Annotated in this window: 16 protein-coding genes; 8 read left to right on the plus strand and 8 right to left on the minus strand. The window is 49.9% G+C overall.

Going from position 1 to position 15,743, the window contains the following annotated elements; genetic code table 11:
• Positions 1-10: 10 nt before the first annotated feature.
• Positions 11-175 carry a hypothetical protein gene (locus JG50_RS19985; protein WP_160173813.1) on the minus strand — a complete coding sequence of 55 codons (165 nt, stop codon included), beginning with the start codon at positions 173-175 and terminating at the stop codon, positions 11-13.
• A gap of 114 nt (positions 176-289) precedes the next feature.
• On the opposite strand from JG50_RS19985, the gene JG50_RS0105105 reads away from it, so the two are divergent.
• Positions 290-1,273: an alkaline phosphatase family protein gene (locus JG50_RS0105105; RefSeq protein WP_081943725.1), complete on the plus strand. Its 984-nt coding sequence runs from the start codon at positions 290-292 to the stop codon at positions 1,271-1,273.
• Between the two features lie 63 nt (positions 1,274-1,336).
• The gene (locus JG50_RS0105110; protein WP_033100036.1) at positions 1,337-1,729 is read left to right on the plus strand and encodes a hypothetical protein; all 393 of its coding nucleotides are present in this window, start codon (positions 1,337-1,339) and stop codon (positions 1,727-1,729) included.
• 308 nt (positions 1,730-2,037) lie between these two features.
• Here JG50_RS0105110 and JG50_RS0105115 read toward each other — a convergent pair whose 3' ends face one another.
• Positions 2,038-2,391 (minus strand): L,D-transpeptidase, encoded by a 354-nt coding sequence (locus tag JG50_RS0105115; RefSeq protein WP_033100037.1) that lies wholly within the window; start codon positions 2,389-2,391, stop codon positions 2,038-2,040.
• A gap of 62 nt (positions 2,392-2,453) precedes the next feature.
• Complete coding sequence (locus tag JG50_RS0105120) at positions 2,454-2,633, minus strand: hypothetical protein (protein ID WP_033100038.1); 180 nt, start codon at positions 2,631-2,633, stop codon at positions 2,454-2,456.
• A 304-nt stretch (positions 2,634-2,937) separates the two neighbouring features.
• Between JG50_RS0105120 and ablB the strand changes: the two genes are divergently transcribed.
• Positions 2,938-3,768, plus strand: coding sequence for a putative beta-lysine N-acetyltransferase (gene ablB / locus JG50_RS0105130; protein WP_033100040.1), 831 nt, complete (start codon positions 2,938-2,940; stop codon positions 3,766-3,768).
• Positions 3,769-3,829: 61 nt separating this feature from the next.
• Here the strand turns inward: ablB and JG50_RS0105135 are convergent, their stop codons facing one another.
• Positions 3,830-4,309, minus strand: coding sequence for a DinB family protein (locus JG50_RS0105135; RefSeq protein ID WP_235281611.1), 480 nt, complete (start codon positions 4,307-4,309; stop codon positions 3,830-3,832).
• A 392-nt stretch (positions 4,310-4,701) separates the two neighbouring features.
• Here JG50_RS0105135 and speD point away from each other — a divergent pair, with 392 nt between their 5' ends.
• On the plus strand, positions 4,702-5,109 hold the full coding sequence (gene speD, locus JG50_RS0105140) for an adenosylmethionine decarboxylase (RefSeq protein ID WP_033100041.1): 408 nt from the start codon (positions 4,702-4,704) through the stop codon (positions 5,107-5,109).
• 141 nt (positions 5,110-5,250) lie between these two features.
• Here the strand turns inward: speD and ptsP are convergent, their stop codons facing one another.
• The 4 genes from ptsP to JG50_RS18675 form a co-directional block, all read right to left on the minus strand.
• The gene (gene ptsP, locus JG50_RS0105145; protein ID WP_033100042.1) at positions 5,251-6,957 is read right to left on the minus strand and encodes a phosphoenolpyruvate--protein phosphotransferase; all 1,707 of its coding nucleotides are present in this window, start codon (positions 6,955-6,957) and stop codon (positions 5,251-5,253) included.
• A gap of 15 nt (positions 6,958-6,972) precedes the next feature.
• Positions 6,973-7,236 (minus strand): HPr family phosphocarrier protein, encoded by a 264-nt coding sequence (locus JG50_RS0105150; protein WP_033100043.1) that lies wholly within the window; start codon positions 7,234-7,236, stop codon positions 6,973-6,975.
• A 114-nt stretch (positions 7,237-7,350) separates the two neighbouring features.
• Positions 7,351-7,668: a PTS sugar transporter subunit IIB gene (locus JG50_RS19240; protein ID WP_033100044.1), complete on the minus strand. Its 318-nt coding sequence runs from the start codon at positions 7,666-7,668 to the stop codon at positions 7,351-7,353.
• 344 nt (positions 7,669-8,012) lie between these two features.
• A complete protein-coding gene (locus tag JG50_RS18675) occupies positions 8,013-10,238 on the minus strand; it encodes a sigma 54-interacting transcriptional regulator (RefSeq protein WP_160173814.1) in 2,226 nt (741 codons plus the stop codon).
• 321 nt (positions 10,239-10,559) lie between these two features.
• Between JG50_RS18675 and JG50_RS0105165 the strand changes: the two genes are divergently transcribed.
• The 4 genes from JG50_RS0105165 (at position 10,560) to JG50_RS0105180 (ending at position 15,648) form a co-directional block, all read left to right on the plus strand.
• Positions 10,560-12,059 carry a carboxypeptidase M32 gene (locus tag JG50_RS0105165; RefSeq protein ID WP_033100045.1) on the plus strand — a complete coding sequence of 500 codons (1,500 nt, stop codon included), beginning with the start codon at positions 10,560-10,562 and terminating at the stop codon, positions 12,057-12,059.
• Positions 12,060-12,331: 272 nt separating this feature from the next.
• Positions 12,332-12,889, plus strand: a complete 558-nt coding sequence (locus tag JG50_RS0105170; protein WP_033100046.1) for an LPXTG cell wall anchor domain-containing protein — start codon at positions 12,332-12,334, stop codon at positions 12,887-12,889.
• A 530-nt stretch (positions 12,890-13,419) separates the two neighbouring features.
• Complete coding sequence (locus JG50_RS0105175; RefSeq protein WP_033100047.1) at positions 13,420-14,058, plus strand: VC0807 family protein; 639 nt, start codon at positions 13,420-13,422, stop codon at positions 14,056-14,058.
• Positions 14,059-14,274: 216 nt separating this feature from the next.
• On the plus strand, positions 14,275-15,648 hold the full coding sequence (locus tag JG50_RS0105180) for a homoserine dehydrogenase (RefSeq protein ID WP_052154048.1): 1,374 nt from the start codon (positions 14,275-14,277) through the stop codon (positions 15,646-15,648).
• The last annotated feature ends 95 nt before the right edge of the window (positions 15,649-15,743 follow it).

Raw genomic sequence — 15,743 nt, forward strand, 5'->3', positions numbered from 1 at the left:
TGGGAGAAATTCACCGCTTGGGATAGCGGGAAGCCATAAAATCATAGCACTGATTCATCGTGCCGCGAAATTCGACCCGATGGTCCTTTTTCATCGGGTTATACCATGCGAAGTAGTTATCCTCATGGATTATGGATGGTGGCAATTTGTCAGAATCCTTGATGACGTAATACATCTTGGAACACACCTCCTAGTTGTAGTATGTTCAAAAAAATAAAATTTAACCCATGTTTTAACAAAAAAACGGTTTGGATGAAGATGTCACCTCAGCCACCGGGGTTCAGCCAAAATGGTTGCAGCTTTTGTTACAATGACAGTACATGCTTTTTTGAATCGGAGGTGGAGACAAATCGCAGTCATTATGCTGTTTATTGATGGGGTTGGCTTGGGAGACGATGCGGATCATAATCCCTGGGCACAGCACGCTTTGCACATGCGTTCCCTGTTAGGCGGAAAGCCATTGACCGGGGAGGCGGTTGGTAAGCACGGGAGAGAGGTCAGGCTCCTGAAGACCGATGCGAAGCTGGGGGTTGACGGATTGCCGCAGAGCGCCACCGGTCAGGCGGCGATTTTTACCGGGAGAAACGCACCGGCGGCAATGGGAAAACATATGAGCGGTTATCCGTTTAAGCGTTTGCGGGAATGGGTCGAAGCGGACAATATTTACCTCCAATTTCAACGAAAAGGCTGGAAAGCGACCTTTGCCAATTCGTATACCAAAGAATATTTTGAGCGTCCGGCCACGAAAAGGGGATGGGTTTCCGTGACCACCGCGGCCATCCGTTCACTGGGAGAGCCGTTTCGCTATTTGGAGGATCTGAAATCAGGACGGGCGGTTTATCATGATCTCACCCGCCGCACGCTGAAATCGTTCATACCGGAAATTGAAGAGATTGCCCCGGAACAAGCGGCAAGGCATCTGTGGGGAATCGCGAGGGATTATGATCTGGTCATTCACGAATATTTTTTGAGCGATCGGGCCGGGCACAAACATGACGCTGACCTTGTTTCCTATGTGGTGGAAACCTATGACCGTTTTTTGGGGGATCTGGTTCGCTTGCGCCCCGAAGGTGATACCATCGTCTTGGTCAGTGATCACGGGAACAGCGAAGATTTGCGCATTTCCGTCCATACCGAGAATCCGGTTCCCACCCTGATCATCGGCGATGTGGGAGCAGTCGATGAGGAGCAGGTACCCGGCTGGGATCTGACTTGCATTGTCCCGCTGCTGCACCGATTGGTGGAGAGGCAGAAGAACAGGGAAGGCATTTAACTCTTTAAGGGATGATTTCAGGATGCCGGTCTCACAGAAAACTTTCACAGATGGAGGATGATGATGAGCAAACGATATATTCCGAGAATAAGAGAAGCCGCGATCCCGGAGGACGGAGGATGGATGAAATTGCAGGAAGAGGGAGCGCCGGTGCTGGTGTTGTCGGTGCCGGAATGGTCGGATGAACTGAAGCAGTCCGTTTCCGGGTACGAACATACGTGGATGTACGATCGTGCCAACGATGCGTATCTTTTTTGTTTTCGTTTGGAGGAAGGCAGGGAATATGCGATTGCCTTTGCCAGGGAACATGCCGGAATCTTATTGAACGATGATCGGGCCCGTGGCAAATTTTCACTCCTCGTGACTGCGCAGCACCTGAAAGAGACGGAGGATCTGAAACCCTGTTTTTTATTTCGCGGGATTTCGCTGAAGCGCCATCCGCGAGCAGGCTGGTAACACCATTATATCTTCGGGGCAAGAAAATTCCTGCTTCAGCCTTGGAACGAGAGCGAGTGTCAGGCAAGGGAATGAGTTGCCTTCTCCCTCCTGTCAGCCTGACCGATTTTCGCTCTCTTTTTTTCACACTATCTAATCTTCATTGTAAAACTGGCAATGGACGATGAGTGTTCAGGAAACGTTTAAAGCAATCGAAATGGCAGTTCAAAGGGCCGCGGGTTCTCGGGCAGAAATTTCCGCATTTGAGATCACGGATCGGGGAAAATCTTGTTTCTTTTGTGAGTCCCGACTGGAGGCATTGGGAGCGGTCAAGGGAGGATCATCACTTTTGTGCCGATTCCGACGTAGCGTGCCAAGTCTTCCACATCGCGGTTGTGCATGCGAATGCAGCCTTTGGAGACGCGTTTGCCGATGGAGGAAGGGCAGTTGGTGCCGTGAATGCCGTAGTGAGGGCGAGAAAGACCCATCCACAGCGTGCCGAACGGACTGAGGGGACCGCCGGGGTAGGAGTAAGGATAAGGAACTTTGTTGACAATCGTGTAAACACCTTGGGGGGTTTGGGTCGCCACCTTGCCGATGCCGATCGGATAGGACTTGATTAATTGAGAGTCTCTGTACAGGTAAAGGCGGAATCGGGACAACCTGATCACGATGTGAGCCATAGAAAAAATCACTCCTTCGCCATATCTTATGGAGAGAAAGAGTGACTGGTTCTCACGCGGTGTTATCCGTCATCCAGATTGAAATCAAATTCCAACAAAGTATCCTCATCCCGCTCTTGCGCACTTTTCAGCCGATCCAACAATTTTTTGTATTCATCCGCCCGTGCATACGGGGGTTCCGTTTCCAAAACTTTCGTCAGAGCACGGATAATAAGGTTGCGCTCATGAGGTGTCAAATACATAGATTCCCCCCCCTGGGAAGAGGTTTCTGCGAAAAAGCCCCGGTTATGGCATAAATGCTGTTCCGGGAAGAATCATGCCCCCCATGCGGGACCTTTAAAAAGAACATCTCGCTTCTATTCTACCCTGTGAAAATAAAAATTACACATAAGGAACAAATAAATTCTGGATTTTTTTATAATTTCGTTCGTATAACAAAGCTGGCTTTTTCGCATTTTAAGTTTGAAAAAAAGTTTTTTCTGCGTGAACCAGGGTAACAAGATAGTGTGGCATGGTGTTCGGATCAAAAAAATGGAGGATGGATGAATGACAGCAAAACAACCTGCCCCCCAAAGTGTTTCGTATGAAGTGGATGAGTACAACAGCCGTATTAAGCTCATGCAGTACAAGAAGGAACATGCAGAGGCGTTGGTACAGCATCTGGAGGATTTGGCGAAAATGGAGGGGATCGGGAAAGTGCTGATTTATGCCGCTCCCGAGGATGTTCCGTTATTCGAAAAGCTCGGTTTTCACCAGGAAGGTGAGATCAGCGGTTTTTTTGACGGCGACCCGGCCTGTATCCTGTCACGCTTTTTGCAAGAAGAGCGGGCGAACAGCAAAGATGAGGAGAAGAAAGACGAAATCGTCGAGATGGCGGAGCAAGTTGAGCAACTCGACGAGCCTCCGGAGCTGGAACCGGGATTTGAATTACGCCACGCCGATCACCGGGATGCGGAGCAATTGGCCGAGCTGTATCGATTGGTATTTAAAACCTATCCAACTCCGATTCACGACCCCGAATTTATCCTGGAATGCATGGATAACGAAGTTTATTTCTCCGTTATCACCCATCAGGGCAAAATCGTGAGTGCGGCATCTGCAGATGTGTTTGCCGAGTACAATTCTGCGGAGATCACGGATTGCGCCACGCATCCCGATTATCGCGGAAAAGGACTTTTAAGCGTTCTCATCTTTGATTTGGAAAAACGAATGAAAGAAAAAGGGGTGCCCAATCTGTTTTCCCTGACGCGGGCCGTTTCCACAGGGATGAATATGGTGATTTCCAAGCTGGGGTTTACCTATAAGGGAAGGCTCATTCAAAACAGCCAGATTGCCGGCGAGTTTGAGGACATGAACATATGGGTGAAAGAGATTTGAAACAAAAGAGTAAGGTTGCGGTTGGAGAGAGGAATTCTCTCTTTTTCCGCCACCTTATTTTTTAGTAAAGGCTGTACATCGTCACATCCCGTTTTAATTCTTTCAGATAATTAAACAATTGCGCGCGGTGATGAGCCATATGGGTGATGATTTCGATCAGCCATTTGGCTTGCGTTACAGGTTGTTGGTTGTAGTATGCCCTTGTTTTGCGATGGATAAAGAAGTCCTCGGAAAGGCTGTCCATATAGGCAGTAAGCTCGGCAAAGCCTTTCGTGAGAATGCGATGGTAGTCTTCACGCGTTTTTGGGGTCAGATTTTTTTCCAGCTTGCGGATCGCTATTTCATCGTTTTCCTGTAAGATTGCCAGGTCAGTGGCAGGAATTTGGACAAGGTGGGTGGCCAGCTCTTGCAGAGTGCGCATCGATTCGTGCGGACGGAATGACCAGTCATCCTCTTCGATTTGGTCGATGAGGCGATGGGTAGTGCGCACGAGAAGATCCAGTTCCTCCAGCAGCATCTGCCGAATCGGGTTTGTTGCCACAGGGTTAAGCCTCCTCTCGCAGCATAGATTTTGCAATATTCTACATATAGAGAAGAAAAACCTTCTAATAACATTCGCTTTTTGTAATATTTCGTGACACTGACCCTCCCAAGTGTTCCGCTTTACCGGAGAAAAAGGCGTAAAATCAACTTTTGTTCATTCAACTGAATTTTTAAAAATCTTCACGTTTCTTTCGGAAATTGGGGTAAAATAACTATTGCAGACATAAAAAGATTATGTTAAGTTAATCATTGTGACATTGAGCTAGTAGGATCCAGGATTCACTTAAAGGGTTGGGACCTCACTGGACTAACCTTCCCCCGTGGTGAACAAGCAGATCCTAGCGGAATTTGGCTCACACCAACTTTTTGCTAGGAAGGGGGCCGAAAGAGATGGAATTTTCTACTTTCGGAAGGCATGTAGCCATGGACGCATGGGGCGTTGAGTTCGATCTTCTCAATGACGTAAAGTTTTTGGAACAACGTTTAAAAGAGGCGGCAAGTGCTTGCGGGGCGACGATTTTATCTGTTCAATCCCATCAATTCGACCCACAGGGGGCCACGGTGCTGGTCATGTTGTCTGAGAGCCACCTGACCATTCACACCTATCCGGAAAAAGGCTTCGCCGCGCTTGATTGTTACACCTGCGGACATACCGTAGATCCCATGATTGCCATTGAGTACATGCTCGATGTCCTTAAACCGGCCCAGGCATTTACCAAAATGCTGCGGAGAGGTACGGGACCCATTGAGGTCGTCCAACCGGGAATCGAGCTTAAAAAAGAAGAAGTGACCGTTTAGTGATACAACGACGAAAATGGAAAGAGTACGGATTTATTTATGATTGTTAGTGAAAAAGGAACCTGGGAGTACTAAGGTTCCTTTTTTATTTCAGTCAAAAAAAGATCCCGGGTTTTAGCGGAAAGCCCGGGATCTTTTTTATTAACCTTTTTTCGCCAGGTTTCGCACCTGATCGCCATCTTCCAGCAGAATGGCCTGTTCAGCCAGTTTTTTCGCTTCAGCAGTGTCGGTGCTCCGAACTTGCTGTTTCACTTCCGGGATCGTGCTGGCGCTCATCGACAATTCAGCCAGACCCAGTCCGATGAGAAGTTCCGTCATACTCGGGTCGCCGGCCAGTTCGCCGCACATTCCCACAAGAATATTTGCTTTTGCTGCGGCATCGCAGGTCATTTTCACCAGACGGAGAACGGCCGGATGAGCCGCATCGTACAGATGGGCCACCTGTTCGTTGCCGCGGTCTGCCGCCAGGGTATACTGAGTCAGATCGTTGGTTCCGATACTCATGAAGTCGACCTCTTTGGCCAGGAGATCGGCGGCGATGGCAGCTGCAGGGATTTCCACCATGATTCCCACCGGAATCTTGTCTGCCACCTGCACTCCTTCGCTGATCAGTTCCTCGCGGCATTCATTGAGGAGAGCTTTGGCCTGACGGATTTCCGAGCAGTTTTCGATCATGGGGAACATGATCCAGAGATTTCCGTGAACGCTGGCTCTCAGCAAAGCGCGCAATTGCGTTTTGAACAGATCCGGGTTGGCCAGGCAGAAACGGATGGCCCGGTGGCCCAGGAAAGGATTTTCCTCTTTCGGCAATTTGGCGTAGGGAAGCTCTTTGTCTCCGCCGATATCCAACGTGCGAATCACAACGGGCCGCTCGCCGAAGGAAGACAGTACTTTCGCATAGGCTTGGTATTGCTCTTCCTCTGTCGGCCAGTGGTCATTTTCCAGGTAAAGAAATTCGGTGCGGAACAAGCCGACGCCCTCGGCGTGATTTTTCAGGGCAATCTCAATATCGCTGAGGCTGCCGATGTTGGCGAAAACCTGAATCCGTTTTCCGTCGGCCGTTTTTGCTTCCGCTTTTGCCTCTTTTAACGCCAGAGCGCGCGCTTTTTCCTGCTGTTCAATCTGCGTGCGCACCCGGTTGATCACATCCTGGTCGGGATTGATCTGAATCGTGCCTTTGTCCCCGTCGACGACGATGGTATCCCCGTCTTTGATTTGTTCGATCTTGGATCCCAGACCGAGTACAGCCGGAATTCCCAGCGTCCGGGCCATGATGGCGGCGTGGGCCGTTTTGCTTCCTTTGGCCGTCACCATGCCGGCGACCCCTTCCGGGAACTGGGCGGTGTCCGAAGGAGTCAGCTCCTCAGCGATGACCACGCTTCCCGGGGTCAGCAAAGAAGGATCAAACGGCTGTTTTCCGAGCAGGATCAAAAGCAACCGTGAACCCACGTCGCGAATGTCATCTGCGCGCGCTTTCATATATTCGTCATCCAAAGAAGCCATGAGTGCACCCATTTCTTCGGTAACATCCTGGCACACGGCTTCGGCATTTTTCTTTTGATTTTCAATACGGTTTTTCATTTCGCCGGTAAAGGCCGGGTCATCCAAAAAAGCGAAATGAGCATCAAATACGGCCGCCTCTTCTTCGCCCATCCGCTCCGCGGCGATTTCGCGCAGTTTTTCAATTTGTTCTTTTGCCTGCGCGATCGCTTGGTCTAATTTCTCGATTTCAGATTTTGGATCAGTGATGGTTCGGGAAGGAGCGACCGGCTTTTCCTTGCGCCACCAGACGGCTTGGCCCAACTTAAGGCCTGGAGCCGCTCCAACTCCTTGTAACGTTTGGCTCAACGCAAATCCCCCTTTTTAGGCTTCGGAAAGTTGTTCCAGGAAAGCGGCAATGTGGTTGACGGCAGCTTCTGCGTCTTCCCCTTCAGCGCGGACGGTAATCTGGTCATTCTGTTTCGCGGCAAGGGACATTACGCCGAGCAGGCTTTTTGCGTCAACTTCTTTTCCGTTTTTCACGAGCTTGATCGCACTTTTAAAGTTGCTGGCTTCTTTTACGAGAAGGGCTGCGGGGCGAGCGTGAAGTCCGCTTGGGTTGTTAATGGTAATCGTTTTTTCTGACATCGGGCATTTTCCTTTCTGTTTTGGGTTTCTATACCATTGTGTGAAGAATGATCACCAATAGGGTTCTCTTGATCTGCCTGCAAAAAGTGAATCCGGTTGAGTCTGGGTAATCGCTTACCTTTTGATTAGTGTTAACACTTGATCCAAAACTTTTTCGCCGCTCATGGTGGCAAATGCCACAGGATCGACCATTGCCAGCGGTATGCCTTCTTCGTCGGCGATCTTCGCCATTTCCGTTTTGAGGTGACTGATCTGCGGCTCGTAGAGGACGACATCTGCCCTGGACAATTGTTCTGCCCACCAGAGGGCGGAAGTTGATTCCGCGATCAGTTCCAATCCGCGTTTTTGAGCGGCTTCATTTATTTTTCGGCACAGCGCTCCGGAGCTCGCTCCCAGGCTGCACACGATCATTAACCGAATGGCGTGATTCATTTTGCTCCTCTGCCTTCTCTGACATCCATATCTTAACCCGAATGGCTCTTTCGAGATTCTTCGCAGGCCAAGAGAAATCCGAGAAAATATCATGCAAGATTTATGCCAAATGAAAAGAAGCCGATCATAAGCGGCAAACAAAAAAGTGTGTAAACAGGATTTTGCACACTTCAGTTTGTTGATGAAATCCCGAAACAGAAGTCTGTCGCGGATGGGTGCCTTCTCTTTGCTTCCGGTTCCTTCGTGCAAAGCCGCTGCGGAAAAGAACCAATTCCTTTCTGCTTGAGTTTGCCGTTACCCTAAGTGTGCAAATAAGGTATTCACTCTTTGCACGCGAACAGCGACTAAGAAGTGGTGGAAAGGCGGGCCATTTCGCTTGCGGCCGATGGTGGATAGCGCACGTGCAGAGCGGTAGATAGGGCGGATAAAAATTGCTCCCACAGCTTGATCCGGTCCGGTGGAAGATCGGTTTGCAGCACCCCCGCGGATTTCTCCATCCGTCTGTTCGCCAGCTGTACGGCCAGCAGCTGATCCGTGTAGATGCCCAGATGCATCCAGATACCGATTTCCCGTTCGGGTTCCCAGCTGAAAACACGCCGGAAGGTGTCAGCTTTGGTCTGGATCAATTGGACGAATTGTTTTGGATTGAAGTGAATGACCGTTTCGGACAAGCCTTGCTCGATGAGTGCGGGAATCTCCGACGGACGCAGGGTCAAGCCGTTTTCGGCAGTCATCCGGGAACGGCTGGCGGCGAGAATGGCTCGCAAGCGTTCAAAGCCTTGTTTTTGATAAAGTTCCCAGGCTGGAATATATGGAACACCGTCCAACTCCGGTGGAACGGTTCCTGCGACGGCAATCAGCCGAAACTCTCTTTGCAGGAGATCCAGCTTCTCTGATGTGCGCGTTTGCGGATCGATCTGAACTGAACGGATCTCCACATCCTGATCTTCTGCGGGAAGATGGTCTTCCAGCCATGATTGCAAGGCGACAGCTGCTCCCTCGCCGGTCAGGCAGACCGTGGCGATCAGTCTTTTCGGCTGCTCCTGCTCCTCTGGCCGTTGATTTAATGAGAGAAAAAGAGAAATCAGCTTGATCTCTTCGGGTGGCAGCCGGAGCGAGTGCTCCCGCTCGAGAAGCATGGCGATTTTTTGGGCCAAATGCTCATAGACGGATTCTGTTTCAACCTGTTCGAGTTCGTTCCGCGCGATGCGGGTACTGCCTGGATTGGACCGCCAAGCCTGGATGTGCAGGGCGATCGCGTAGAGCTGTTCATCGGAAATTCCTCCGATTTCGTTGGCGCCTCCCTCTTCCAGGGCCCGGGTCAGAACGCGGATGATCGCAGGGTCGACGGGCCGGCTTTCCTGTTGAAAGGACAGGCTGCGGACATAGCGATTCACCGTTTCCTGCAGTTGCTCCGCAAGTTCGGCAGGTGAAGCCTTTTTTTTAAGCAGGGACTCTTTCGTTACGGTGAGCTTCCGGTAAATATTTCCGGAAATTCCCTCCTGTCCGTCATTTCCTCCGGCAATCGCGTTTTTGACGGCAGAAGTAACCGGTCTTTGCGGCTGGAGATAGGTGGGCAGATCATGAAAATCGATGGTCACCTTCTTTTTACCGTCCGTTTCGAGGTTGCGCAAAAATGCGCGCGCACATGCGATTTGGATATCGCTTTTCAGCTGTCCGATATTGCCGGGACAGTCATATTGCAAAAGGAAGGAACGGCACCGGGCGGTGATGCTGAGGGGAACCCCCATCTGTTTGGCTTCGGCCTCCAGAAAGTGCTCAAGCAGTTGCTCACGAACCTCCCGCGGCCTTTTCCGCAAGGGTAAAATTTCCAGTCGGACGGGGAAGCGGCGCAGCAGAGTGGGAAGAAGGGCTTTTTCCGGAGCTTTCGTTGTTGCTCCGATCAGCCGGATATCGGCTTTGCGCTCAACGCCCGTTTCTCCCAGACGGCGATAAAACCCTTGATCGATCAAGTGGAAAAGCATTTCTTGTCCGGATGGAGGGAGACGATGGATTTCATCCAAAAACAAGATGCCGCTATTGGCCCGTTCCACAAGGCCAAACTTGTTCTCATCGGCGCCGGTGAATGCCCCTTTTTTGACTCCGAAGAGTTGGGCCAGCAAAAGCTCGGGGTTTTGTGCATATTCCGCGCAGTTAAAAGCGATAAATGGCGTTTTTTTCGATAAAAATTCCTTTTCTATGGCCGTTTCCACCAATTTTTGCGCCAAATGCGTCTTTCCCACCCCGGTCTCCCCGGTAAACAGGATCGGCAAACCATGTGGCGGATATAAAAGTGCGGCCATCGCTTCCTGCAAAAGTTCAGATTCCCCTGTGCAGGATTTGCGGCGCTGTGGTCCGCCGGCATCGGTATATGGTTCGAGCGGAAAATACCGAACAGGCCGTCCCGCCTTCTTCTGCGCCCGTCCGGTTTTCACCAGTTCGTTCAGATAACGGCTGACGGTAGAGCGATCCAATTGCAGCGCTTCGGCCAATTCCTGCGAAGTCACTCCGTTTCCTTCTTCTTGATAACGGGTTTGTAATGTTTGTTCAATCCAATCGATTTTTTTCATCTGTAACCGTTCCTCGCCCAAGATTCTTCTATTCCTTATCATACACACTTTGCACACTCGTTGTCGATAGAAGGAAAAATACGGATTATCCTTGGGGGATTTCGTTGAAAAAAGAAAGGATTTCGGAGCGAACGTGAATGGAAAAAACAGATCGTTCACAGAAACGAAATATTTCGGATCCGAAGTGCACCACACAAGAGGTGGTTAAATCTCAATATTGCCCCTCTCAACGATGCGTTGAACTGAAAAAGACATGAAAGTCTTTTGGGAAATCCGTTACAATGGGTTTAGGAAGGATATTGATACTCTGGGGTGGATGTAATGGAAAAGAAAATGGAAGAGCTGAGGAAGCGTTTGCGGGAAATCTATGATCTGGATTCGGTAATCGCTCTTTTGAATTGGGACCAAAATACATACATGCCGGAAGCGGCCGGAGATGCACGGGGCAGCCAGCTGGCCGTGATTGCCCGGATTCGGCATGACAGGATGGTTGACCCGGGCCTGGGCAGGTTGCTGGAAGAGTTGACTCCCTACGAACAGGAGTTGCCTTATGATGCCGATGATGCGGCTTTAATCCGTGTGGCCAAACGGCATTTTGTGACGGAATCCAAGGTCCCGGCCGATTTCGTTTCCTGTTTCTACCAGCATGTTTCGCAGACCTATGCCGCCTGGGTGGAGGCGCGGAAAGAAGATGATTTTTCCAAAGTTGAGCCTTACCTGGAAAAAACGCTGGAATTCAGCCGGGAGTATGCCTCGTTTTTCCCCGGTCACCAGCACCCGGCTGATCCGTTGATCGATCGATCTGATTATGGCATGAAAGCGGAAGAGATTCGCCGGCTGTTTGCAGAACTTCGCAGCCGCCTGGTTCCGTTGGTCGAGCAGGTCACATCGCTCCCGCCCACTGACCGTTCCTGTTTGACCAAGTTTTATCCGAAGGAACAGCAACTCGCCTTTGGAAAAAAGGTGATCGAAAAGCTCGGTTTTGATTTCAAGCGCGGTCGGCAGGATTTGTCCCCTCATCCCTTCATGATCCGTTTTGCCGATGGGGATGTGCGGATCACCACCCGGGTGAATGAACATGATTTGAGTGAGGCGCTGTTCAGCACCATTCACGAAACGGGCCATGCATTGTATGAACTGGGAATCAGTTCATGTTATGAAGGAACCCCGCTGCATACGGGAACGTCATCCGGTGTGCATGAAAGTCAGTCCCGCCTGTGGGAAAATATCGTCGGTCGCAGCCGTACCTTCTGGACTTATTTTTATCCCCGGCTGCAAGCGGAGTTTAAGGAACAGCTGGCCGGAGTGTCGCTGGATGAGTTTTACCGGGCAATTAACCATGTGAAGCGCTCCCTGATCCGGACGGAGGCCGATGAGCTAACCTACAACCTGCATGTGATCATCCGGTTTGACCTGGAGTTGGCCCTGCTGGAAGGCAGCTTGAGCGTCAAGGACCTCCCTGAAGCATGGCGGAGCCGTTATCAGTCCGATCTCGGGGTGGCTCCACAGAGCGATCAAAATGGCGTGCTGCAGGACATCCATTGGTATGCCGACTTTATCGGCGGCATGTTTCAGGGGTATACGCTCGGCAATATTTTGAGTGCCCAATTTTATCAGGCAGCCCTCAAAGCGCATCCCACGATCCCGGAAGAGATGGAGAGGGGAGAGTTTTCAACGTTGCGGGGGTGGCTGACTGAAAACATTTACCAATACGGCAGCAAATATACTGCAGCTGAAATTGTGAAAAAAGCGACGGGAACTGATTTGACGATTGAGCCGTATCTGGACTACCTGACTCAGAAATATACGGCATTAAATTGAGCGGCGGGAAAATTCGCTGTTTTTTCCATCAAAGAGTATACGACACTTTAGCAGTAAAAAAAGGTTTTCCTCTTCGGCAGGGGAAAGCCTTTTTTTATTTGCGAAGATCCGAAAGACAGGCAATGGTGCTTTGCTATATTTTTGCAGCGATTCCTGTTAAATGGATAACATAAAAAATTTATAAAATGGATTTATGTTTTTAAAATAGACATATTTTTTATACGCTAAATTCTCATCTCTCTTACGAATCTATTATTGCGGAGGTGATTTTCATGTTAAAAAAATATGTTTCAGGTTTAGCTGCTGGTTTTTTGGTTTTGGGAGTTCCTGCCATGGCTTTGGCATGCAACTGGGGCGCAAAGGCGGAAGGTGATTGCAATCAGATTTCTTTGAGCGTAGCAGTTGAGCGGGGAAAATCGGAAGCAGCCGGTACCTATGACTTGTATTGGTCGAAAGAGGGAAACCCGAAAAAAGGGGAGATTATCGAACATGGTGAGATCCCCGCTTTGAAAAAAGGGGAAACCCATCAAGTTGTTTACGATCTTGATAAAAACAAAAATGGTCATGAAGGGAACTACGCTTTTTACCTGAAAGAGCCAAATGGTTCCATTTGGAGCAATCCGGTTAAGGTTACCGGATGCAGCCAATCCGAGCAACCGGCTCAGCCGGAACAACCGAATAAACCGGAGCAACCGGCTCAGCCAGAGCAACCGGCCAAGGGCGGACAACTGCCAAAAACGGCTACTAGCTATCCGCTTGCTATTGCCTGGAGCGGTGCATTGTTGGCAACCGGCCTGGGAATCCTCGTTTTCCGCAAACGCCATGCATAGGTGATTTTTTTCGGCGAAAGTGATTCAACGGGTGGGGTGTCTCCCTGATCTCTCGATGTTCTCATTGGGAGGCGGGGAGGCACCTCACCCGATTTTGTTGTGCTTGGAAAGCAAGGATGTTGCCTCGATTTCGGAATGGTCCGCCCTGTCCGGATGAACCAATTCCCAACACCTCGTGATCCCGTTTTCCATTTAATCTGATCAGCAAGGGAACGGATGAGCATATAACCTTTGCTGATTTTTTTAATCCAGTCTTCCGTAAGCGAAAAATTGTACTGTTTTGTTTGTGGTTAATCAATTTGTAAGATAAACTATTTATTATAGAAACTAAATTTTCTGTCCGAATCCAGATCAGTCGGGGAACCGGATACCGGATTGGAACGGAGTATTCGATGCCAAGTCACTGCCGCTTTCATGGGAGATGTCCGGCACCGTGGTTACAAAGTTTCCTTTCGATTGGCATGATAATCAGGCTGACCGTACACAGCCAGACCGTTTATTATCTTCCGGACAGTAGAAAGGATTTTCAAATGAATAGAAATGAAAAGTTAAAGATGATCGTCTTGACTCTGTTTGTTGATGTCGCTTTGCCTTCCGTGGTTTATTTTATTCTGCGACAATTTGGCATGTCCGATGTGCTGGCATTAGCCTTCGGCAGCGGGGTTTCCGTTATCCGGATTATTCTCGAATTTGTGCGCAACCGGAAAATAGATGCTCTGGCTTTCTTGATGTTTCTCTTTTTCCTGGTCGGAATTGCCACTTCGTTTTTTACGGGCAATGCGCGGTTCATGATTGCGAAGGACTCTCTCTTTACAGGGATTTTCGCCTTGGTGATGATCGGATCTGCATTTGTCGGCCGGCGTCCGTTGATTTTTTATTTGGGACGTCAATTTGCCGGCAGTGAAAGCTTTGAGCAGAAGTGGAATGAGTTGGAGCGGTTTCGCCATAACCTGCGGGTGATGACAGTGGTGTGGGGAATCGGGTACCTCATCGAAGCGATCGTACGAGTCATAGTTGTGTTCACGCTGTCCATAAGTATGTCGGTATTGGTTTCTCCGTTGCTGTTGGCCTTCACCACACTGGTGCTGATCGTTTGGACCCGCCTCTTTGTGCGGCATTCCCGTTCCAAGGGAAAGAAAACCCATGACACGAAAGAGGAGCTGTCGTGAAAAAGATGGCGCTCATCCCGGGGCAGGACGCGGGATCGGTTCAGATGCCGTCCGAATTGCCAGGGGAATGGGATGGGCATGTTATGAGACGGTTTCTTCTGTCTGAATTATTTGAAACCGGTAAAATTGGTGGAAAAAAGTGTTGAAATCCTCTGTCCGGTTCGCTATACTGTCTCCAACAAAGAAACAAATGTATTTGTGGAAAGGACAGAAGAGATGAGGAATGAGAGAGAAGAGAGAAAAGTAAAAGTCGGTTTGTTGGGGTTGGGCACTGTCGGAACGGGTGTGGCGCGGATTATTGCCGGCCATCAGGAAGAACTTCGCAACCAGACAAGCTCACAAATCGAAATCGCGAAGGTATTGGTGCGGGAACCGGAGAAAAAGCGACAGATCGAATTGGACAGAAATCTGATCACCACCAGGGCGGATGACTTGTTGATGGATCCGGAAATCGACGTCATTGTCGAGGTGATGGGAGGAATCCATCCGACCAAGCAATACCTGCTCAAAGCCCTGGAGCAGGGGAAACATGTGGTGACTGCCAATAAGGATTTGATGGCGCTTCATGGGGCGGAGATCTTGCACAAGGCGAGGGAAATGAATTGCGATGTTTATTATGAAGCAAGTGTAGCCGGGGGCATCCCGATTTTGCGCGCGCTGATGGACAGCTTCTCTTCAGATCGCGTCACCCGCATCATGGGAATTGTAAACGGAACGACCAATTACATCCTTTCAAAGATGAGCCGCGAAGGAGCCGGTTATGAAGAAGTTTTGAAGGAAGCGCAAGCTTTGGGGTATGCGGAGGCGGACCCTTCCTCCGATGTCGGGGGACTTGATGCCGCGCGTAAAATGGTTATCTTGTCGACCCTGGGTTTTCATTCCCCGGTCAGTCTGGAAGATGTTGATGTGCAAGGGATTGAGTCGGTCAGCCGGGAAGATATCGCCTATGCGAAAAAAATGGGCTATGAGATGAAGCTTTTGGGTGTGGCCGCCCATGATCAGGATGGAATCGAGATTTGTGTACAGCCGGCTCTCGTCGCCCGCTCCCATCCCCTCGCATCTGTGCATGGTGTGTTCAATGCTGTCTATGTATACGGGGAAGCGGTGGGGGAGACCATGTTTTACGGACCAGGGGCGGGTGAGCTGCCCACAGCCACTTCCGTCGTCTCGGATCTGGTCTCGGTCGTGAAAAATATGAATCTGGGTGTAAACGGGCGAAGCGTCGTCAAACCCTATCGGGAGAAAAAGCTGAAAGGGGATGCACAGAAGCGCTTTAAAACCTTTTTGCGCCTGATTGCGGCCGATGAATGCGGCGTGTTGGCGCAAATCACCCGGCTGATGTCCGATTACAACATCTCGCTGGAGCAGGTGCTGCAACAGCCGAGAACCAATCAGAAAGAAGCGGAAATCGTCCTAGTTACCCATCATGTGAGCAAACAGGATTTGGATCAGGTGCTCGCCCGTTTGAAAGAAATGGACGTGATTCGAACCGTCAAAAGCTGTTATCGCGTGGAAGACGGGGAGATGCCTCAGGCAAAACCGGATCGGAAGGAAGAGGGAAACGAGCTGATCATGGCTGTCAACGGGTAAAAGTACATGGCCTTTTTCCTCAATTTGAGGGAAAAGGCCATTTTTTAATAGGCAATATTCTGATGCAGGTGATAAAAGGGATCTCCAAGTTGCGT

Origin of the sequence: Thermoactinomyces daqus (genome assembly GCF_000763315.1) — a bacterium.
Lineage (GTDB): Bacteria > Bacillota > Bacilli > Thermoactinomycetales > Thermoactinomycetaceae > Thermoactinomyces_A > Thermoactinomyces_A daqus.

Coding starts and splice junctions, on each gene's coding strand:
- JG50_RS0105150 (WP_033100043.1), bottom strand. CDS start 7,236: ATGTCAGAAAAAACGATTACCATTAACAACCCAAGCGGACTTCACGCT.
- JG50_RS19240 (WP_033100044.1), bottom strand. CDS start 7,668: ATGAATCACGCCATTCGGTTAATGATCGTGTGCAGCCTGGGAGCGAGC.
- JG50_RS0105105 (WP_081943725.1), top strand. CDS start 290: ATGGTTGCAGCTTTTGTTACAATGACAGTACATGCTTTTTTGAATCGG.
- JG50_RS0105175 (WP_033100047.1), top strand. CDS start 13,420: ATGAATAGAAATGAAAAGTTAAAGATGATCGTCTTGACTCTGTTTGTT.
- JG50_RS0105115 (WP_033100037.1), bottom strand. CDS start 2,391: ATGGCTCACATCGTGATCAGGTTGTCCCGATTCCGCCTTTACCTGTAC.
- speD (WP_033100041.1), top strand. CDS start 4,702: ATGGAATTTTCTACTTTCGGAAGGCATGTAGCCATGGACGCATGGGGC.
- JG50_RS0105110 (WP_033100036.1), top strand. CDS start 1,337: ATGAGCAAACGATATATTCCGAGAATAAGAGAAGCCGCGATCCCGGAG.
- ablB (WP_033100040.1), top strand. CDS start 2,938: ATGACAGCAAAACAACCTGCCCCCCAAAGTGTTTCGTATGAAGTGGAT.
- JG50_RS18675 (WP_160173814.1), bottom strand. CDS start 10,238: ATGAAAAAAATCGATTGGATTGAACAAACATTACAAACCCGTTATCAA.
- JG50_RS0105170 (WP_033100046.1), top strand. CDS start 12,332: ATGTTAAAAAAATATGTTTCAGGTTTAGCTGCTGGTTTTTTGGTTTTG.
- JG50_RS0105180 (WP_052154048.1), top strand. CDS start 14,275: ATGAGGAATGAGAGAGAAGAGAGAAAAGTAAAAGTCGGTTTGTTGGGG.
- JG50_RS19985 (WP_160173813.1), bottom strand. CDS start 175: ATGTATTACGTCATCAAGGATTCTGACAAATTGCCACCATCCATAATC.
- JG50_RS0105120 (WP_033100038.1), bottom strand. CDS start 2,633: ATGTATTTGACACCTCATGAGCGCAACCTTATTATCCGTGCTCTGACG.
- JG50_RS0105165 (WP_033100045.1), top strand. CDS start 10,560: ATGGAAAAGAAAATGGAAGAGCTGAGGAAGCGTTTGCGGGAAATCTAT.